19 protein-coding genes are annotated in these 19702 nt (G+C 42.9%); 5 read left to right on the top strand and 14 right to left on the bottom strand.

Annotation, left to right across the window (positions count from 1 at the left end):
• Positions 1-48: 48 nt before the first annotated feature.
• The 7 genes from OZ660_RS10755 to pnp all read right to left on the bottom strand — a co-directional run bounded on the left by OZ660_RS10755 (position 49) and on the right by pnp (position 5904).
• Complete coding sequence (locus OZ660_RS10755) at positions 49-327, bottom strand: DUF7684 family protein (protein ID WP_274740890.1); 279 nt, start codon at positions 325-327, stop codon at positions 49-51.
• Positions 328-432: 105 nt separating this feature from the next.
• A complete protein-coding gene (locus tag OZ660_RS10760) occupies positions 433-795 on the bottom strand; it encodes a hypothetical protein (protein ID WP_274740891.1) in 363 nt (120 codons plus the stop codon).
• An 889-nt stretch (positions 796-1684) separates the two neighbouring features.
• Positions 1685-2053 carry a hypothetical protein gene (locus OZ660_RS10765; protein ID WP_274740892.1) on the bottom strand — a complete coding sequence of 123 codons (369 nt, stop codon included), beginning with the start codon at positions 2051-2053 and terminating at the stop codon, positions 1685-1687.
• Positions 2054-2162: 109 nt separating this feature from the next.
• Positions 2163-2543 carry a hypothetical protein gene (locus tag OZ660_RS10770; protein ID WP_274740893.1) on the bottom strand — a complete coding sequence of 127 codons (381 nt, stop codon included), beginning with the start codon at positions 2541-2543 and terminating at the stop codon, positions 2163-2165.
• A gap of 115 nt (positions 2544-2658) precedes the next feature.
• Positions 2659-3093 (bottom strand): hypothetical protein, encoded by a 435-nt coding sequence (locus tag OZ660_RS10775; RefSeq protein ID WP_274740894.1) that lies wholly within the window; start codon positions 3091-3093, stop codon positions 2659-2661.
• Between the two features lie 244 nt (positions 3094-3337).
• Positions 3338-3631, bottom strand: coding sequence for a DUF1244 domain-containing protein (locus OZ660_RS10780; protein WP_061485818.1), 294 nt, complete (start codon positions 3629-3631; stop codon positions 3338-3340).
• Positions 3632-3792: 161 nt separating this feature from the next.
• The gene (pnp, locus tag OZ660_RS10785) at positions 3793-5904 is read right to left on the bottom strand and encodes a polyribonucleotide nucleotidyltransferase (RefSeq protein ID WP_274740895.1); all 2112 of its coding nucleotides are present in this window, start codon (positions 5902-5904) and stop codon (positions 3793-3795) included.
• Positions 5905-6230: 326 nt separating this feature from the next.
• Here pnp and OZ660_RS10790 point away from each other — a divergent pair, with 326 nt between their 5' ends.
• Positions 6231-6785 carry an HNH endonuclease gene (locus OZ660_RS10790; RefSeq protein ID WP_274740897.1) on the top strand — a complete coding sequence of 185 codons (555 nt, stop codon included), beginning with the start codon at positions 6231-6233 and terminating at the stop codon, positions 6783-6785.
• Here the strand turns inward: OZ660_RS10790 and OZ660_RS10795 are convergent.
• From OZ660_RS10795 to OZ660_RS10815, 5 genes are all read right to left on the bottom strand, one after another.
• On the bottom strand, positions 6782-7717 hold the full coding sequence (locus tag OZ660_RS10795; RefSeq protein WP_226433709.1) for a mechanosensitive ion channel family protein: 936 nt from the start codon (positions 7715-7717) through the stop codon (positions 6782-6784). The two genes, OZ660_RS10790 and OZ660_RS10795, sit on opposite strands and share 4 nt — an antisense overlap.
• 186 nt (positions 7718-7903) lie before the next feature.
• Positions 7904-9151: a glutamate-5-semialdehyde dehydrogenase gene (locus OZ660_RS10800; RefSeq protein ID WP_274740899.1), complete on the bottom strand. Its 1248-nt coding sequence runs from the start codon at positions 9149-9151 to the stop codon at positions 7904-7906.
• Entirely contained in the window at positions 9148-10257 is a 1110-nt protein-coding gene (gene proB / locus OZ660_RS10805; RefSeq protein WP_274740900.1) for a glutamate 5-kinase, read from the bottom strand. The genes OZ660_RS10800 and proB overlap by 4 nt, the downstream gene beginning before the upstream one ends.
• Before the next feature lie 16 nt (positions 10258-10273).
• Complete coding sequence (gene putP, locus OZ660_RS10810; RefSeq protein WP_274740901.1) at positions 10274-11773, bottom strand: sodium/proline symporter PutP; 1500 nt, start codon at positions 11771-11773, stop codon at positions 10274-10276.
• A gap of 432 nt (positions 11774-12205) precedes the next feature.
• Positions 12206-13243, bottom strand: a complete 1038-nt coding sequence (locus OZ660_RS10815; protein ID WP_274740902.1) for a DNA topoisomerase IB — start codon at positions 13241-13243, stop codon at positions 12206-12208.
• Between the two features lie 406 nt (positions 13244-13649).
• Between OZ660_RS10815 and OZ660_RS10820 the strand changes: the two genes are divergently transcribed.
• Complete coding sequence (locus tag OZ660_RS10820) at positions 13650-14207, top strand: hypothetical protein (protein WP_274740903.1); 558 nt, start codon at positions 13650-13652, stop codon at positions 14205-14207.
• 170 nt (positions 14208-14377) lie between these two features.
• Positions 14378-15208 carry an HAD family hydrolase gene (locus tag OZ660_RS10825; RefSeq protein ID WP_274740904.1) on the top strand — a complete coding sequence of 277 codons (831 nt, stop codon included), beginning with the start codon at positions 14378-14380 and terminating at the stop codon, positions 15206-15208.
• Between the two features lie 2 nt (positions 15209-15210).
• Here OZ660_RS10825 and OZ660_RS10830 read toward each other — a convergent pair whose 3' ends face one another.
• Entirely contained in the window at positions 15211-15915 is a 705-nt protein-coding gene (locus OZ660_RS10830) for an SDR family NAD(P)-dependent oxidoreductase (RefSeq protein WP_274740905.1), read from the bottom strand.
• Between the two features lie 26 nt (positions 15916-15941).
• A complete protein-coding gene (locus tag OZ660_RS10835; protein ID WP_274740906.1) occupies positions 15942-16466 on the bottom strand; it encodes a DUF2878 domain-containing protein in 525 nt (174 codons plus the stop codon).
• A 214-nt stretch (positions 16467-16680) separates the two neighbouring features.
• Here OZ660_RS10835 and OZ660_RS10840 point away from each other — a divergent pair, with 214 nt between their 5' ends.
• Both OZ660_RS10840 and gdhA read left to right on the top strand, forming a co-directional pair.
• Positions 16681-18312 (top strand): diacylglycerol kinase family protein, encoded by a 1632-nt coding sequence (locus tag OZ660_RS10840; protein ID WP_274740907.1) that lies wholly within the window; start codon positions 16681-16683, stop codon positions 18310-18312.
• 4 nt (positions 18313-18316) lie between these two features.
• A complete protein-coding gene (gdhA, locus tag OZ660_RS10845; RefSeq protein WP_274740908.1) occupies positions 18317-19663 on the top strand; it encodes an NADP-specific glutamate dehydrogenase in 1347 nt (448 codons plus the stop codon).
• Positions 19664-19702 lie beyond the last annotated feature (39 nt).

Consider the following 19702-nt stretch of genomic DNA (forward strand, 5'->3'; position numbering starts at 1 on the left):
TTTTGTCCCCAGCGAGCGCAGCGAGTGGTTAATGCGCTTGTTATACGCTTACACCTCAACCACATTAATATTGTTAGAGCCACCAGTTTTCATGTGTTCTGCCATATTTATGACTTCATCTAATGACTCTGCTGGATGACTTGTTGTTGTAATATACTTGGGATTACTCCCATCTCCAATTGCCAACTCATCCATGGCTTCTTCCCAACTTTCACAATCTAAACCTACGAAGCAAATTAACTCACAACCCTGGTTTATTAAAGAAAGTAGAAAATCCTCACTTTCTGCTGAATACTTTTTATTTGAAAGTAGCACTATCTTTTTCATGGCGTATAACTTTCCAATAACGGGCGCAGACATGTGGGGCATAATGGCGCAGCCGCCCCACGTGTATGCGCCCCAGCGAACGTAGTGAGTGAGTTTATTGGGTTGTTATATGCCTTGTTTATTAAACCTGATGACATCTTTGTGTAATCCATAAGACATGCTCAATCCAAGCGTATCGTTAAAATAGAACTGAATATATCCATTATTGAGCCTAGCTTCCCAGTTACTGATATTGTCGTAGCGAGAAAGGTATAGATTTACTTTTTTCTGTCTCCCAAGGTTCCAAGACCTTCCAATGGGATCGTCGTACCAAGCACTTGAAACAATGCCATCCGTTTCATAAATAGCTACATTGTAAGCTGCATTTGAAAATTTATATTGCCTTTCCTCTTCGGACTCAAAAAAGACGGGGCTGCCAATCTTTTTTAATATAGCCAATCCATCTTCTATTGGAATGCCTAAAGGCACGTGAGGGCTTTTGAGTTTTTTAAACCAGATAATGTCCGTATTCCTTTGGCATATAACTTCCAAATATGGGGCGCAGACATGTGTGCAAAAATGGCGAAGCCGCGCACATGTTTGCGTCCCAGCGAGCGGCAGCGAGTGACATAATTTGTTTGTTATATTTCACCTGCATAGTTTACCAATTTATCTTGGCGGAATGCTTTGGGTAACCTCCGACTTTACAAATAATGAAACGATGAATAGGAACAAGTAACGCTGTCCCAGCAACACCACCCAGTATGATAAACCACATTAACCAGTCTGGCAGAGGTGAATTGTCATCCCAAGTTAAACCCATGAGAAACGCATAGATAAAAATAGGCGCTATCAATAATACAAATATCAAAATTATCGATACTAATCCAGCAGCTACTTTATAACCTTTAAGGCTCAAGTTTATTACCTATGTTTCGTGAAATATAACTTTTAAATAAGGGGCGCATACGCGTGGGCGATAATGGCGAAGCCGCCCACGTGTATGCGTCCCAGTGCGCGCCAGCGCACGACTTAATTTTTTTGTTATACACAAACCGTTTCTTAACTGCCAGCATGTTGAAGAAAATAGAGTAAAAGTACTGAATAAAACAACCAACGTTTTTAGCTTTTACTTGCTGCCAAAGAAGAGGGCGGCTTGAGTTGAAAAGCAGGGCTTTCAAGTTACCTTTGATGCTAACCAAAAACTAAAACGAACCCCTAAAGCCGTTGTAAAAAAGCGCTGAACTTTGGCCTGATTTTTACTAAAAAATGGGTGGTGTATAACTTTTAAATAAGGGGCGCAGACATGTGGGCTAAAATGCGAAGCAGCCCACGTGTATGCGTCCCAGCGAGCGCAGTGAGTGACTTAATTTTTTTGTTATATGCCATTTACACTCGCTGGTTGCTTTGCGATTTTAAAACAGCTTATGGCAAGTACAATAAGTATAGAAGCATATGGTTGATGCTTATAAACACCGATTACGCCACCAATAAATAGAATAAGCCCGAATACTCTTAAGCCATTAGGAGATAACTTAGTTTGTTTTACCCGACCTAATAACAGCGCAACTCCCATGATGATGCACGGTATGCCGGATAGCAGGCCGACGAGCCCTAATATAGGGTTATTAGTGATGATCCATAGAATCGAACACAGACAACCAAGTGCACATAAAACAATAGACACTGTCACTTTAACTAACGGGTGAACTTCCTTTGAAAGGCCGTTTTCAAAATGCTGATTCATAATGGCATATAACTTTTAAATAAGGGGCGCTGGCACGTAGGGCATAATAGCGAAGCGGCCCTGCGTGTTAGCGTCCCAACGAGCGACAGCGAGTGACTTTATTTGTTTGTTATGCGTCATTGCTGCCCCAGCCAATTTTGATGTCTGGAATCTTAGCGGTGATTAAGTTTGAGAGCTCGCTTACCAACCCGCTGTCTAAGTCCGGATTTGCTGTTATAAATAGCGTTCTAGCCTCACATTGGTCCAGTCCTTTACCCAAGCGAGAAATGAATTCGCTTAGTAAAATGTCTTCGCCGTTTAAATTAACCACTGTGTTAGATTTTAAAATAATCGCATGGTGACCACATGTGGCTAATCCACAAATAACCCGGTCATGATTAACTGTATTCACTACGAGTGCTTTTTCTTTTGGCATAAAAGAAAGGTACGCGAAACACATTAATAAACCTAGAAGGATGGCTATAAATCCATATTGAGCATGGTTACTCATAGAAGTGTCCTTGACGCATAACTTTTAAATAAGGGGCGCAGACGCGTGGGCTATAATGCGAAGCAGCCCACGTGTATGCGTCCCAGCGAACGAAGTGAGTGACTTTATTTTTTTGTTATATGCCACTGCTGAAATAACCTTTGCTACCAAGACCAACTGACTCAAAATATTTCCCTTCATTTGGCTCTTCCTTGTCTGGTTGTGTTGGCCGCCAAAAACAGAGCTCATATTCTGGATAAGTAAAAGTGTATCCGAGCTCGGATTCGTTTGTTGACTGTTTGGTTTTCTTTGACAACTCTTTGACTAGTTCTTCCACCGGAGTAGAAAAAATACTTATGCCATCCCAAACCACATTTTGGTCCGAAGCCAGCTCTATGAATTCTACTAATCCATTCTCTGAATAATGTATTTGAATTGAAGAATTTGAGTAATAGTCAGTATTTTCATTGAAATCATTCGGTGGCCCTAGTAATTCATGGATATCATTTCTTTGGACACCGAGCTTGATTTGACCAAACCCAAAAAGAGGCCTTAATTCTAATTTTTCCATGGCATATAACAACTTACTCGTCCCCAAACCGTCATGCTAATCCACACCACTTTAGGGTATTTGTTCACTTTATTGCTCACTACTTTAAACCACAACCAAAAGAGAAATAAAGAAAAAACCGTGTTGTCGTTTTTCGCTCATATTTTAAAAACACCAAATCGGTGTGCAGGTGATTTTGGTGTATTTCACGCAGCCAAACACAAAAAAGCCAGCTTTCGCTGGCTTCTTAAACACATAGCAACTGTTACTTTTTCTGTCTGGCAGCAAGCTTTTCAAGCTGCTCGTCTGTGGCAGGAAGCTGGTGCTTTTCTTTCCATTCTGAATACGGCATTTTGTATACCACTTCGCGTGCCGCTTCGTAGTCAATGTCAGCGCCCTGCTCGCTTGCAGCTGCTGAATACCATTTGGCCAAGCAGTTACGGCAGAAGTCGGCCAAAATCATCAGGTCAATGTTCTGAACGTCTTTGTTCGCGTCTAAGTGCTCTACTAATCGGCGGAATACCGCTGCTTCTACTTCAGTTTGCGTTTGCTTATCCATTATCAATTACCTCTAAAAAGCGCTTTCGTTATGGCTTAAATGTGTGGGTAAACGGGTAAAACCCAACCCGTTATTATTTCTTTAAACCCAAAAACGAAAAAAGGGAGCTAAGCTCCCTTTTTACTTAAACATAACTAATTAGGTTTGAAACCTAATGGCTACTATTCTGCGTCTTCAGACTTAGGCGCAGGCTTTTCTAGAAGCTCTTTAATGCTTAGACGTACACGGTTTTGGCGATCAATTTCCATAACCTTAACGTCAACCATTTGGCCTTCTTCTAGGTAGTCGGTTACTTTGTTCACACGCTCGTGAGCGATTTGTGAAATGTGAACAAGACCTTCTTTACCTGGAAGTACTTCTACAAACGCACCGAAGTCTACAATACGTGTAATCTTACCGTTGTAAGTCTTACCTACTTCAATTTCAGCCGTTACTTGCTCAATCTTGCTAATAGCGATGTCTGCTTTCGCACGCTCTGTCGCGAAGATTTTGATAGTACCGTCGTCTTCAATCTCAATGTTAGTGTCAGACTCTTCAGTAATTTGACGGATCATTGCGCCGCCTTTACCGATAACATCACGGATCTTGTCTTGGTCAATCTTCATTGTGTAGATGCGTGGAGCAAATTCACTTAGCTCTTCACGGTGACCGCCAATCGCTTCGTCCATGGTCTTAAGAATGTGCAAACGTGCTTCTTTTGCTTGTTTAAGCGCAATTTGCATGATTTCTTTAGTAATACCTTCAATCTTAATGTCCATTTGAAGTGCAGTAATACCTTCGGTAGTACCTGCTACTTTAAAGTCCATGTCGCCAAGGTGATCTTCGTCACCAAGGATGTCTGAAAGTACAACAAAATTGTCGTCGCTCTTAACAAGACCCATTGCGATACCCGCAACAGACGCTTTAATTGGTACACCTGCATCCATAAGCGCTAGTGAAGTACCACAAACAGAGGCCATTGATGATGAACCGTTTGATTCTGTGATTTCAGAAACCACGCGAACTACATACGGGAATTCTTCTTCACTTGGCATTACTGCTTGAATACCACGCTTCGCTAGACGACCGTGACCAATTTCACGACGCTTAGGTGAACCAATCATACCGGTTTCACCAACACAGTATGGAGGGAAGTTGTAGTGAAGCATGAAACGGCTGTCGCGCTTACCTTGAAGCTCGTCAATCATTTGTGCGTCACGCTCTGTACCAAGCGTAGCAGCTACAAGTGCCTGCGTTTCACCACGAGTGAATAGTGCAGAACCGTGAGTACGCGGAAGAATACCTGTCGCTACGTCTAGTGCACGAATCATTGCTGGGTCACGACCATCAATACGTGGCGCGCCAGATAGAATGCGTGAACGTACAACGTCAGACTCAAGTTCGTGAAGAAGGTCTAGAACTTCTTTCTTGTCTTGTTCTTCGTCTTCAGCAAGGATAGCTTCAAGTGCTTTTTCAGTTGCTGCAGTTACCGCGTCTTTACGCTCTAACTTGTCAGAAATCTGGTAAGCCGCAGTCATTTCTGCTTCAGCTAGTGCTTTAACTTTGTCTTTAAGTGCAGTGTTTTCTGCTTCTGGTGCCCAGTCCCACTTCTCAGTGCCAACTTCGGCCGCAAATTCGTTAACCGCGTTAACTACTGTTTGCATTTGCTCGTGACCGAACATAACCGCACCTAGCATAGTATCTTCAGAAAGCACGCTAGCTTCTGATTCAACCATTAATACTGCGCCTTCTGTACCCGCAACAACAAGATCAAGTTCGCTTTCAGCTTGCTCTTCGTTGCGTGTATTTAGAATGTATTCGCCGTTGCTGAAACCAACACGTGCCGCACCAATTGGGCCGTTAAATGGAATACCAGAGATAGCGAGGGCTGCAGAAGTACCAATCATAGAGATGATGTCTGTAGGGATATCTGGGTTAGCAGACATTACAGTAACAACAACCTGTACTTCGTTTTTGAAACCTTCTGGGAATAATGGGCGGATTGGACGGTCGATAAGACGTGCAATCAAGGTTTCGCCTTCAGATGGACGACCTTCACGCTTGAAAAAACCACCTGGGATTTTACCCGCTGCGTACGCTTTTTCTTGGTAGTTAACAGTTAGTGGGAAGAAGTCTTGGTCTGCTTTGGCTTCTTTTTTACCAACTACTGTTACCAGTACAGACGTGTCGTCCATGCTCGCAAGAACCGCAGCTGTTGCCTGACGAGCAATTACACCCGTCTCTAGAGTTACAGTATGCTGTCCATACTGAAATGATTTAGTAATAGGAGTCACTATTTGTCCTTTAATTTCAATCTTTATTTATCGCTTTTAAACGCGGCGCATAGTATAGCCATGAAGTGGAATTAATACCATGGTCAAATGCAGCCCCGCGAAGAATTTGTCGTGTTATTGGGTGTTTTATCGTAATGCTCTATCGCACCATGACTATATGAAATATCTGTGAAATTTCAATTATTGACTATATTTTCATCATACTGACACAAAAAAGCGTATGCTAGAACAAAAAGGAAACAAGTCGTCTTCACTTTTCACAAGTAAACAAAAGCGAAAACAATTCAAAAAGAACGTCTAAAAATAAGTGTGCTAAGGGGGTTACCATGTTGGTACTTCGATTAAATAAAGCAGGCATGCCACAAGAGTGGATAGATGTTGAACAAGCTGCAAAGCTCTACAGCCAAGATAAGGTATTATTTGAGCTAGGCAGTGATGCAATTACCTTAAAAGGTGGCTGGAATCATCAGGGCCTTCAAAGCCAACTTACACTGTCTAGCATAATCGCATGCGACGGCAAGGTAACTGACCTTTCTGGCAAAGTGGCACTTACCAATCGATATCTGTTTCGAAGAGACAGTTACCTTTGTTTGTACTGTGGCCAACAATTCACTCCCAAACAACTTACTCGCGACCACATTATTCCCCGCTCTCGAGGTGGCAAAGATACGTGGACGAATGTAGCAACGGCTTGTCAGCGCTGTAATCACGCCAAAGGCGCGAAAACCCCAGAAGAAGCAAACATGCCTTTGCTTGCCGTACCATTTAGACCCAACGTTTATGAACGCTTTTACCTTATGAACAGGCGAATACTGGCTGATCAAATGGCATTTTTACAAAGTCACTTTACCAGCAATCGCCGCTGGGCCTGCAATGTTTAAAGGGCACTATTGCTGGTTGTAACACTTTGTGGAAGTTGTGCTGCTGATTGATCACCCTGTTGCAATTCAATCTGCTTTTGCTCTTCTTTCATGGCTTTAAACCATAAACTTAGCCAATCGGAACACATTTTGTGCTCTAACTCGTGAGCCTCAGCAGTTGGGCAAAACAGACTAACTTTAACTACCACTTTGGCAAGTTCGTTGGTCTTTATTTCAACTTCAGGATCAATTCTGATAAATTCTTGTTCTAAGTGGCGTTCTATCAAGCCTTTATAGCGCTCTGCCACATCACGAAAATACTCACAATGGGCTTGTGCTCTTGCATGGAAGGCAGGTAACAAGCTATAAGCATTAACGGTTGGCTCGTTCACAATTTCAAACGAATGTAATCGGTAGCGACGCATAAAGTTTAAGTTTCTTACGGTCTGGGTCACCAATTGGCTATTTGGCACATAAACGTGCTTACCCGTGTAATTGAATGTCTCTGCATCAACTTCTAGCAACGCAGTTTTGGCCCAATCCATTTCAACCACTTCACCAATTACGTTGTTCATTTGGATCCAATCACCTACCCTAAACGGCCTTGCCCCCAAATAGTAAATGAACCCCATAAAGCACTGAATAAATTCTCTGGTAGCCAGTACAATTGCTACCATGAACGCCGCAATAGAGATAGCTAAGGTTTGAATTTCTGACGACCACACCATCATTAACAGAATAATAATGAATGCGTTGCCGAGCTGTTCGAGGATATTTATTTGATTGCGGCGATCTTCACCGCGACGAGAACTTCGCCGTTTGATTAGGCGCAAAATGCCTTTCTTGATGTAGTGAAGAATCACCAAAAGCACCAAAGATGTGAGCAGCTTATACTCATTGGCAAATGCAATGAGTTGTTGCCACAACTGCGCTGGGTCTATCACTATCTCCATGTCGGCTCCATCTTGTTGCGAAGTGCAGTTATTGTTAGTGGTGCGTAACAATAAACTTATGATAAAACATAAAAAAGCGCCGACTACTGTCAGCGCTTTGCATTATGAAGCATGAAGACTTGAGGCACAATCCCGACCAGTTAGACCGGGTAAATACTGTGCAGTCTCATTTATAAGCCAATCACGTTATTCGCGAATTTGACCTTCGCCATTGACTAAATATTTCTCAGATGTCAGCGACTCGAGTCCCATTGGGCCATATGCATGTAACTTGGTTGTGGCAATACCAATTTCAGCACCGAGTCCAAGTTGGCTACCATCAGAAAAACGCGATGACGCGTTAACCATTACCACACTCGCGTCGACAGCACGTTGAAACAACTTACCTTTCTCGGCATCTTCGGTACAGATAACTTCGGTATGGTTACTACCAAATTGCGCAATATGATCGATTGCGGCATCGAAGTCATCAACAACGCGAATAGCAATTTCAAGCCCTAGATACTCTTCACCGTAAGCGTCTTCCGCGATGATGTCTGCATCAGTGAAATAAGCACTGCCCTTTTCATTTACATGTACCTTAACGCCCTTCTCTTTGAACGCTTCAGCTACTTTAGGAAGGAAATCACCTGCAACAGCAGAATGAACCACTAACCCTTCAAGGGCGTTACATACACCTGTGCGTTGCGTTTTACCGTTAAGTAATAAACCCATTGCCTTATCAAGGTCAGCGTCTTGGTCTACATACAAGTGACACACACCTTTAAAGTGCTGGATAACCGGCACTTTCGCGTTATCGGTAACGTAGTTAATTAACCCTTCGCCACCACGCGGAATAATTACGTCAATGTAATCGCGCTGCTCCATAAGCTCTTGCATTAGTGAGCGATCTGGATTTGGCACTACAGTGACCAATGCTTTTGGTAGATTGTGTTTTTCAAGCACATCCTGCATAAGCTCAGCAATCGCTAAACTTGTGTCTAACGCTTCTTTACCACCACGTAAAATCACCGCATTACCAGACTTGAAACACAGCGCGCCAGCGTCTGCGGTAACATTAGGTCGTGCTTCATAAATCATACACACAACCCCTAATGGAATACGCATCTTCTTAATTTCTATGCCATTAGGGCGAGTGCCGATAACACGCTCTTTACCAACCGGATCGTCGAGTTCAACAATAACTTCGATACCTTCGGCCATTGATTCAATGCGCTCGTCGTTCAAAATTAAGCGGTCTACCATGGCAGCATCAAGGTGATTTTCTTTTGCTCGTGCTACTTCTTTCTCATTAACCGCAATAATTTTGTCTTTGTTGGCGCGAATAGCTGCCGCCATGTCAGTTAACACCGCGTTTTTTTGGCTTTCACTTAAAATAGCCAATGTACGTGCAGCTTGTTTTGCCTGTTGTGCTAACTCTGTAATAATACTCATTCTTTCTCCAGATTTGCTATGTGCTGATCAGAAATAATCGGTCCTGTTTTCTCTTCGAATTCGTTGGCGAACTCTTCATTTTCCTGATTAGCAATAAAATTCAATAAACAGCTACTGTAATTCGATTTAGCTTTCACTAACTTGGTTCCATCTTCTTTACGAACCAAAATGGTATCGCCTACCGAAAACTCACCTTTTACGTCAACGATCTCGCTACTGGTAAGTTGGTCTGCATTGCTGTCGAGTGAGGCATCGAAGTCACCTTCTACAATTACCTCGCCCTGCGCGTTCGACGTATGTCGCATCCAATGCACATTTTCTTGCATCGGTTTCGCGTGGGGCTTGAAGTGCGTGCCCGGGTTTTCACCATTTAGCAGCATATTAAACGACAGCTCAGTAAAGCCGTTAATAATATATGTGTCTATACCATGCGAAACAGCTTTCTCAGCCGCTTCTATTTTAGTGCGCATACCACCAGTACCCACACCACCTTTCACTGCACCACCTGCCATGGCATATACAGACTCATCAATGTGATCTACTGTTTTCAGCAAGGTCGCATCATCGTGTTCATGCGGATTCTTGTCGTACAGTCCATCGATGTCTGAACAGATAATCAGTGCGTCTGCTTCTGCGGCCGATGCCACCATTGCAGACAAGTTATCGTTGTCTCCAACCTTTAATTTATCGGTTGTTACCGTATCGTTCTCATTCACGATAGGTAGGATATTGTTATCCAACAGACTGAAAATTGTTTCGCGAATACTTACGTAACGCTCACGATCACGCAAGTCCGCGTGTGTAAGTAGCATCTGCGCCGAAGGAAAATCAAACAGTCTATCCCACGTCGCTATCATTTCAGTCTGACCTGCGGCAGCCATTGCTTTTTTAACCGCTATGTCTGATTTTTCTTGCTCTGGAAACAGATGTGCGCCTGCAGCTACCGAACCAGAAGAAACTAACACCACTTGGGTACCATTCGCTCTGCAACGTACGATAAATTGAGCAATACTCAATAGATAATGACTACTGCACCCTTGTTGATTGGGCGATATCAGTGCACTACCTACCTTTATCACTACACGTTTCCAATTAGGGTTACTCATAATAAACTTTTAAACCTTAAGATTGTTGATTCGCTAATTCTTTACTGGCCTGCATAAATGTTTGTTGAACACTTAATGAAGGGCTTTCATCTAATCGACTTACCCCATAAAGCAACAATGTGCTTACTGCAAAACCAGGAATAATTTCATATACCACGCTGCTCAACGTTTCACCGCCATCAAGCACCGGAGCGTAAATCCAAAATAAAACGGTGATTGCACCGCCCATCATCCCTGCAAGTGCCGCTTTTGCGGTAAGATCCTTCTTATATAAACAAAAGAGTACTAGCGGCCCGAATGCTGCGCCAAATCCAGCCCACGCATTACTGACCAGTGACAAAATCGTGTTAGAGGCATCCAACGCCAGTAGCAGAGCCACAATTGCAACGCCTGCTACGCCGTAACGACCGATGGTCACTGTTTGCTTTTCGCTTACTTCTTTCTTCGTCACTACACGATAAATGTCTTCCGTAAGTGAACTCGCACTCACTAACAATTGTGACGAAATCGTACTCATTATGGCTGCCAAAATAGCTGCCATTAGAAAACCGCTAATGAGTGGGTGAAACAATAATTGTGAAAAAACAATAAATATTGTTTCTGGATCATCCACTGCCAAATTAAATTGATTAGCGTATGCAATACCAACAAAGCCTGTCGCTAACGCGCCGATAATAGTCACAGTCATCCACGACATACCGATATTTCGGGCCGTGCTGACAGCATTTACTGAACGTATTGCCATAAATCGAACAATAATGTGCGGCTGACCAAAATACCCAAGGCCCCACCCCAAACTCGACAGTAAACCGACTAACGTTAGTGTTTCTAACGATTCTGAAAAACTCGGCACTGATTTATACGCTGCCGACGTCATTTGGGTCACACTATCGAACTCACTGAAGGCAACGATAGGAACCAGAACAAGCGCGATAAACATAATGCAGCCTTGTACAAAATCAGTAAGACTTACCGCAAGAAAGCCACCTAACAAGGTATAAGAAACAACTACACCGAGTGTGATGAAAAGCCCCAACTGGTAATCAACTGAAAATGCGCTTTCAAACAACTTCCCGCCTGCTACCAGCCCTGCAGATGTATACAGCGTGAAAAACATAACGATGATGGCAGCTGACACTATGCGTAAACTAGCATTTGGCGTATTGAATCGTTTTGCAAAAAATTCAGGTACCGTAAGTGCGTCATCTGCGATTTCAGTGTAAACACGCAGTTTTGGCGCTACTAATAAGTAATTGGCAAGGGCACCAGCCACTAACCCTATCGCAATGTATACTGCATCAAAGCCCGATACGAACATTGCACCTGGTAGCCCCATCAACATCCAACCAGACATATCTGACGCGCCAGCTGATAGCGCGGTGACGTGCGGACTTACTTGTCGGCCACCCAAAATATAACCCGAAATATCACTTGTGGACTGGCGGTAGGCGAAAAGGCCTATCCCAAGCATCGCTATAAAATAAACCGATAGCGACAAGTAACTTTCTAATGGCATAACGTAGAACTAATCCTCTTTTGCTCATAGTAGTAACGATTACTGTTCTCGACATTCAAGCGTTCTTAAATGTACACACGACTGATCTCACGAATCCGTCATGCAAGCTCTTATCTCTTCACAGAACTTCATATAATAAGCACTATTTAAGTAGAGCAATAATCATTAGAGCTCTAACAATATAAAGGTTTTATAATTTATTTCAAGTTCAATTATTGTTCAAACAGGTCTTAAACCGCTTTAATACGAATTATTACCCATTCTTGTTTCACACGAAGAAACGGCGTTTAAATTAAAATATTTTATTTTTATATCAATAACAAAGGCACAACCAAAAGATTCGTGAAACACAATTAAAACGGTACAAAGAACTATATTTTATGCAAAGTAAGTGTTTTTAAAATCATTTTGAAAAAGAAAGCATTATTTAACTCATTGAGGCGAAATAATGTCCATAAGAACCTTTTCAACAGGTGAAAGAGCCTCAAGGTTGTATTCGGCATCAAGAGAAAATGAGTCGATTTTGGAAAGCGTATCTTGAAGCTGTTGAGGGGCGTCATCCAAACATAATAGCTTCGGGTGAATGTAATACTGGCGACAGACGCTGGGCGTGTTTCCTATTTCAGCAGCAACGCGTTTACTTAATGTGCTCTGCCATTTCTTATTTGTTGACTCTTGTAATTCGCGGTATGTATCACCTAAGCACATTAACGCAAAGCGACTTGCTGCCCATGTTCGAAAATCTTTGCAACTAAAGTCTTCACTCATTTTGTCGTGAATAAACGCATTAACGTCTTCACTGGTTATATCGTGCCATCGTGATGACTCATCTTTGTATCGAAATAGGCTGTAGCCTTGTTGCTGCGCACTTTCGCATATAAGCTTAGCAAGTTCGGGGTCGTCAATACTTAGGTTGCGCGTTTTACCATGCTTACCAATGTAAGAAAGCGCCACCTCTTCTTCACAAAAGTTCTGAAGATGTTTACGGCGCAGGGTTGTAAGTCCAAACGTATTATTCTGCTTGCTGTACTGTACATTACCTACACGTGCACCTGTGTAGTCGAGTAACAGACAAACCAGCGCGCAAGCCCTCTCGTAGTTCCATGCCTCTTTTTCGACCATCTCCAAGCAGCGCTGCCGAAACTGAGGAAGCTGTTTTCCAAATTCCAACAAGCGAGAAAACTTTACCGCTTGCTGATGCTCATGCCAGCGTTGATGATAGATGTATTGCTTTCGTCCCTTTTCATCTATTCCAATTGCTTGAATACTCGCTTTACTGTCTTTACTAATTTTCGTATCACGCCAGTTTGGCGGCACGGCCAAACCCTTGATACGATTAAGCACTCGCTTACTATTTACTTTTCTGCCACTTGCATAGCGGTAATAAAAGCGTTTTTTACCGCACTTTATTCTGCTTATTGACAGGTGCTTGTCGTCGCCGTAGTGATAACACAACCCCACTTTCTCCACTGCAACACTCCATTATCGCGTTTTCATTCGTTATTGATTACAGACAACACCTCAACAATGATCACCATTACTGATACAAAGCAGGGTCTGTAAGGCTTTCGAAAGGTATGCGTAAATTACACACACCATGTAAGTCCGGGGGTAGCTGCTATTACTAAGGTCGTTTTAAATATTACCTCTTTTTGAATAATAGCTCGTGGTTGAAAGAAGATTAAACAGGTGTAATGACCGCCATTACTCTATAAAATTCAATAATATAAGAATAAAATAACGAGCTTGGGATACGCCATACTTCCAAATTCTGTAGTGCCCAAATGGGGTCGGAACGTAACTTGAATACACTTTTACCATAGATTAGAGAAACGTATTTCTCGTTGAGTCAAACATGGATATTTAGGGTGCTAAGATGTCTACTACATTTTCAAATCACAAAAATTTGCGAGGGGCGGTTATTTCAAGTAACAAGCTACAAGTGGCTGCTATTTTCGAGTCAAAACAACGTGCTCAACAAATGGTTGAGATTGTTCGCGATAATACTGAGGTTGAGCCGTCGCAAATCGAATTGATTGATGCGGGTGATCCTTACTTTAGCGAAAAACTTGAAAAAAGCAGCAATAAAATTGGGCGCAGTTTGTGGTCTTCACATTTGTTGCTTGGTAGCGTTGGTTTAATTGTTGGAATGTTTGCCGCATTCTTTCTTACGCAGTTTGGCCCTGCACTTACGCAGCAAAATGTCCTCTTCACTTATATCGCACTTATCAGTCCAGGAATATTTGTAGGGCTATTTATTGCAGGGTTGATGGGGTTGCGCCCTGATAGAGACCATCTCATTCAGTCAGTCAAACATGCGATACGCTACGGCAAAGTCGCTATGGTTATCAATATGCGCAAATCACAATCATCTGATGAAGTGATCACTGTATTAGATAGACATGCCGGCAATGTTGTTGAGTCGGTTAGATAAAAGTAATCTACCGAGCATTTTTCGGTACTACTGATTATAAAGCTTGGTTCTGGTAGGACATCATAAAAGGAATGTAAACAAAACGGCAATAATTGCGTATTATGCTTTATTGCCGTTTTATTTTCTGGCCGTTTCTATTGGCCCTTTTTTTGAAGTTGGTTGGGCACATCATGGACCTTATATTTTTCGACTTAGACGGAACATTACTTAATAAGTCTTCGCAAATTTCGTCATACACAAAAGACACCCTTGGGCTACTTGCTGAAAATGATATTGCGTATACCGTTGCAACAGGTAGAACCATGCACTCTGCTCAGCATGTTATTCAAGATACGCCGTTTGTATTGCCTCACATCTATAATAATGGTGTTGCCATTTGGGACCCAACTGGCAAGGCACTTACTCTCGAAAATTTGCTGGCTCCGAGCGAAGTAAATACTATTTTATCCTGTGCAAAGGAAAATAATATCACGCCTTTCATCAACACAGTTGATCTGGCGAGCGATAATCACGAACACGTTATTTACCATTCTGCACCAATGCATCGCGTCGAGCGTGAACTCATCGACAAATATTTTTCGCGTACTAAGGCGGTACTAGAAAGTGCAGAGCGTCTCCCCCTTCATGCTCACATTACCAACATAAGCATGATTGGAGATGCCAAAGTAATTTATGAGATGTATCAGCAGCTAAACGCTACAGAAGGCCTTATCGCTTATTCAGGGCCTGCAATAGAAGGCGAAGAGTATCGCTGGATGGATGTGCACCATAAGTTAGCGAATAAAGGCAGTGCGGTTGAAATTCTAAAATCTCAATTGGGTGCTACTAATATTATATGCTTCGGCGATAGCGACAATGATATCAGCATGTTTCAGTTTGCTGATGAAGCTTATGCGCCATCTAACGCGAAGCAAATGATTAAAGAAGCCGCAACATCAGTTATCGGTCATCATGATGAAGATGGCATTGCACGTTTCCTTAGAGAGCGCTTTTCACTGTAAAATTACCAATTAATTGCTTTTCTGTCTTTGAAGAACTTTCCATTGGGGCCTCCTTTTTTGTGCATAGCTAACCAAATAATGGTATCGGCCCCCTCTTCTGGTGTTTTCGGTGCATCAGCACCACCCATACGAGTATGAACCCAACCTGGCGTCATACTATTTACCATCACGTCAATATCATCGTCTTTTGCAGCTTCGTCTACCACAGCGGCCATTTTCACCGTTAATGCGTTTAACGCAGCTTTGGAGATGGCGTAGCACAATGGCCCTTGTAACTGATCATTAAAGCTTCCGTAACTGGAACTCACATTAATTATTCGCCCAAATTTGCGCTCGATCATTTGCGGTAGTGCTTGCTGTATCAACGTAAGCGGTGCATTCACGTTTACTTGCATCGATTTGGCAAATTGTTCTGCACTGACATCACGCCAGTATGTATCATCAAGCACGCCAGCATTATTCACCAAGATATCTATTGGCCCAAAAACCGCTTCCGCTCTCACAAGCGCATCAACAATCGCGGTTTCGTTATCTAGCGGCATTTCTATAACGTGAAGGTCGCCACCAACAATATCCTTTTTGGCCTCTAAACCAGACTCTTCGTTTCTACAAGCCAACAAGACTTTATAACCCTCTTGCAAAAGGCCCTTTACTACCTCTAAGCCGATACCACGATTTCCACCTGTTACTAAGACATTTTTTGTCATTGTATTAACACTCCTTGCAAGTACGTTTATATTGGCTGTCGATCAAGTTTTGTCGATAAGAAAAAGCTAAACGGAAATACTACGCTCCAAACTACTGCTATCGCCGCGTACGCCCACGTCATACTTAGACCTAGTTCAACGGCGCCAAACTTAGCACCAGCTATATAACTTAGCGGCGCAAAGATTGCCCCACCCGCCGCTGCCAACAATACCCGGCCTTGAAACATCGTCATGCTGTGATAAACAGTACCTGCAAACGCTGCCCACAGCAGACTGAGCCAGATAGGTATGGGCCAACCAGGCAATAAGACTTCTGTTTCATTGAAGATAAAAAGCCCAACGTTTGTCAAAGCAGCATCGACTATTGTTCCCAGTAAGAATAACGTACCCATCAGTTTCGCATCTTCAAAGCGCTTAGGAGACACCGCTATCCATGCCATAATCAATAACATAACGGGCACTACCGCATCATTCTGAAAAAGAATAACTAGCCACCAGATAGTTTGAAACCAGACGAAATTGCCTACTTTAATAACGGTACTTCGGTTCATCAGCCCTACTCTTTTAAACAGCAATACGTGCAGATACACATATTCTTAAATCAACATGTTGCACGCGTTTATACAATTGGAGTACGTCTCCAATTTTAAGTAAGTTCATTTTAAGAAACATTCCCACTGATGCGGTGCGACAGGTATGAAAGTAATCGAAATGAAGGACAACACGTATAGAAGCATATAGAAAGTAGCAAAGGATATGTTTTACGTGAAAATGGTTAAATACTACGTGCTTGGCGCTATTATTGCTCTACTGCTTACGGTGTGGGCACCTAATATGCTATTAGCGGTGCTTTTTGCATGGACCGCATTTTCTTTAATTGCTGTAAGCAGTGCTTATCTGCTGAACTATCCAAGCTTATTTCGCAAACGCGAAGATGGGTCAATTCCTTTTTACATTCGGTGGATTTTTATTCCTTTTTTGTTGGGCTCTTGGTTATATAACGAGTATGCAAGAAGAACTGATAAAGTCCCTCCTCTTCAACAAATTGAGCCTCAGCTTTTTCTGGCATGTCGCATGTCATCTAAGCACGTAGAGATATTAAACGACAATAATATTGATGCCATTTTAGATGTCACGGCCGAATTTGACGGTCTAGATTGGACCGCTTACCAAGAAGACTTCCGCTATCTGAATATTCCTGTGCTTGACCACACCAGTCCCACGCCAGAGCAACTTGTAATGGCAATAAACTGGCTACAACAGCAAATAGACGAAAACAAGAATGTTGTTGTGCATTGCGCGTTGGGGCGTGGGCGTTCTGTGTTAGTCGTGGCCGCATTTTTACTCGCGAAAAACCCTAGCCTTTCAGTAAATGAAGCACTTTCTCAAATTAATGATATTCGCCAAACCGCTAGACTCAACAAGCGCCAATTGGCGGCACTTGAGAAAGTAAAAGAAGGTGGGCTACTGTCTTTGCAACAAAAATTAACCCTCATTGTGAACCCTGTGGCAGGCGGTGGAAAGTGGGATGAATATAGAGACGAAGTACTTTCAAGGCTAAATGAAAAGTTTAGCGTTACAGTGAAAGAAACCACGCCAGATATCAATGGTAAAACACTTGCCGAAGAAGCGCGTAATAAAGGGGCAAAAATTGTTGTAGCGTGTGGCGGAGACGGCACGCTAACTGAAGTTGCAAGTGCATTGGTAAATAGTAATGTGGTGATGGGGATAATTCCCTTCGGTACCGCAAATGCGCTAAGCCAAGTGCTACATGGTTACTTGAGCAAAGTAATGCCTATCAGTACTGCGTGTGATGTGATTATAGCGGGCGATACCATGGCTATCGATACAGCAACATGTAACGACCACGTCATGTTACTGGTTGCTGCTGTAGGCTTCGAAGAAAAAATGATTTCTGCAGCAGACCGTGAACAAAAGAATATGGGCGGTCAGTTTGCCTACCTAAAAGGCCTTTGGAATGCCATATCCAACAACGAAAATATGGCTTTCTCTATGACTATTGACGATGAAAAGCAAACGACATTAGAAACCCCAAGTTTAGTTATTGCCAATGCCGCGCCGATGACAACAGCACTTGCCCAGGGTTCAGAGCCCCCCGATATCACTGACGGAAAGCTCGATTTAACATGGCTAACACCGCAGACAAATGCTGATAGACAATTTCTTTCGCTTGCAGAGCTCGTGCTTAGCCCCGCACAGGCAAAAAAGCAAAGTGACTCGATACAGCATAAGCAAGGTAGCGAAATAACACTGCACTTCGACAGTGTTACCCCCTACGCCGTCGACGGTGAGATTTATGAAAGTGACAAACTTGTGATCACATCCCGTCCTCGCAGTTTGACGGTACTGACCAATTTCGAAAAAAAGGAGCGTTAAGCGAATGCCACAACTTAGTAACTTTGATGAAATATATCAATTTTTGCATAAGCGCTTTGAGAATGAAAAAGAGTATCTTCAGGCCGTACATGAAGTGCTTCAAGATATAGTGCCTATCTACAATGCTAACGAAGCATACAAATCTTTGGACGTAATACGGCGGCTTTGTATGCCTGAGCGCATTATCTACTTCACAATTTCATGGATGAACAGTGATGGTGATATCGAGGTAAACCAAGGTTGGCGGGTTCAACACAACTCAGCAATGGGGCCCTATAAAGGCGGCTTGAGGTTTCACCCAACTGTGAATTTATCAGTACTAAAATTTCTTGCCTTTGAACAGTGCTTTAAAAATGCCCTTACTGGCCTCCCCATGGGAGGAGGTAAAGGAGGTGCGGATTTTAACCCCAAAGGAAGAAGTGATAGAGATATCATGCTTTTTTGCCAAGCTTTCATGCGAGAGCTCCAACGCCATATTGGAGCAAATACTGATGTGCCAGCAGGAGACATTAACGTAGGAGCAAGAGAAATAGGTTATCTCTATGGTGAATACCGACGACTTAATAATAGGTTTGAAGGCGTACTAACGGGTAAAGGGCTAGAATTCGGTGGCAGTTACGTAAGAACCGAAGCCACGGGCTTTGGTCTCATCTATTTTTTAGAGGCTGTTTGCCGCGCTCAGGATAGCTTTGTTGAAGGTAAGACCGTAATTATTTCTGGCGCTGGTAATGTCGCGCTTCACGCTGCACTTAAGGCCAGTGAAAAAGGCGCTAAAGTAGTGACGCTTTCTAATAGTCGTGGCCTTTTGTATAACGAGCAAGGTCTAAGCGAAGCCGACATAACTTGGGCCATCGAAAATCATAACCAGCGCGATAACATTTTACTTGATATGGCAGATGAAGGGATGGGTAAATGGCAACCCGATGCAACCCCATGGCATATCAAGTGCGATATTGCTCTGCCCTGCGCTACGCAAAATGAGTTAGACGAGAGCGATGCTCGCAAGCTCATAGAGAACGGCTGCACTATGATTTTAGAAGGTGCAAATATGCCCTGTACTGACAAAGCACAAAAAGTATTTTTTGATGCCAAAGTGACTTACGTTCCAGGAAAGGCATCTAATGCAGGTGGAGTCGCGCTCTCTGGTCTTGAGATGTCGCAAAATGCAATGTTTAGTCAACGTAACGCAGACACTTTAGATGAGCAGTTACAAACCATTATGAACCATATTCACAACCTTTGTGTTACCGAAGGTAAGCACGACGGCGAAACTTACATCAACTACATGAAAGGCGCTAATGTAGCCGCTTTTAGAAAGCTCGCTGACGCAATAGTGGCGCAAGGTGTTTAGCACCTTGCACCACAAGGGTGAGCACTATTTTTCCAAGAG

It is taken from the genome of Alteromonas sp. 009811495 (assembly GCF_028865455.1).
Lineage (GTDB): Bacteria > Pseudomonadota > Gammaproteobacteria > Enterobacterales > Alteromonadaceae > Alteromonas.

Coding starts and splice junctions, on each gene's coding strand:
- OZ660_RS10775 (WP_274740894.1), bottom strand. CDS start 3,093: ATGGAAAAATTAGAATTAAGGCCTCTTTTTGGGTTTGGTCAAATCAAG.
- OZ660_RS10800 (WP_274740899.1), bottom strand. CDS start 9,151: ATGAGTATTATTACAGAGTTAGCACAACAGGCAAAACAAGCTGCACGT.
- OZ660_RS10755 (WP_274740890.1), bottom strand. CDS start 327: ATGAAAAAGATAGTGCTACTTTCAAATAAAAAGTATTCAGCAGAAAGT.
- OZ660_RS10780 (WP_061485818.1), bottom strand. CDS start 3,631: ATGGATAAGCAAACGCAAACTGAAGTAGAAGCAGCGGTATTCCGCCGA.
- OZ660_RS10825 (WP_274740904.1), top strand. CDS start 14,378: ATGGACCTTATATTTTTCGACTTAGACGGAACATTACTTAATAAGTCT.
- proB (WP_274740900.1), bottom strand. CDS start 10,257: ATGAGTAACCCTAATTGGAAACGTGTAGTGATAAAGGTAGGTAGTGCA.
- putP (WP_274740901.1), bottom strand. CDS start 11,773: ATGCCATTAGAAAGTTACTTGTCGCTATCGGTTTATTTTATAGCGATG.
- OZ660_RS10820 (WP_274740903.1), top strand. CDS start 13,650: ATGTCTACTACATTTTCAAATCACAAAAATTTGCGAGGGGCGGTTATT.
- OZ660_RS10830 (WP_274740905.1), bottom strand. CDS start 15,915: ATGACAAAAAATGTCTTAGTAACAGGTGGAAATCGTGGTATCGGCTTA.
- OZ660_RS10765 (WP_274740892.1), bottom strand. CDS start 2,053: ATGAATCAGCATTTTGAAAACGGCCTTTCAAAGGAAGTTCACCCGTTA.
- OZ660_RS10770 (WP_274740893.1), bottom strand. CDS start 2,543: ATGAGTAACCATGCTCAATATGGATTTATAGCCATCCTTCTAGGTTTA.
- OZ660_RS10835 (WP_274740906.1), bottom strand. CDS start 16,466: ATGAACCGAAGTACCGTTATTAAAGTAGGCAATTTCGTCTGGTTTCAA.
- OZ660_RS10795 (WP_226433709.1), bottom strand. CDS start 7,717: ATGGAGATAGTGATAGACCCAGCGCAGTTGTGGCAACAACTCATTGCA.
- OZ660_RS10790 (WP_274740897.1), top strand. CDS start 6,231: ATGTTGGTACTTCGATTAAATAAAGCAGGCATGCCACAAGAGTGGATA.
- gdhA (WP_274740908.1), top strand. CDS start 18,317: ATGCCACAACTTAGTAACTTTGATGAAATATATCAATTTTTGCATAAG.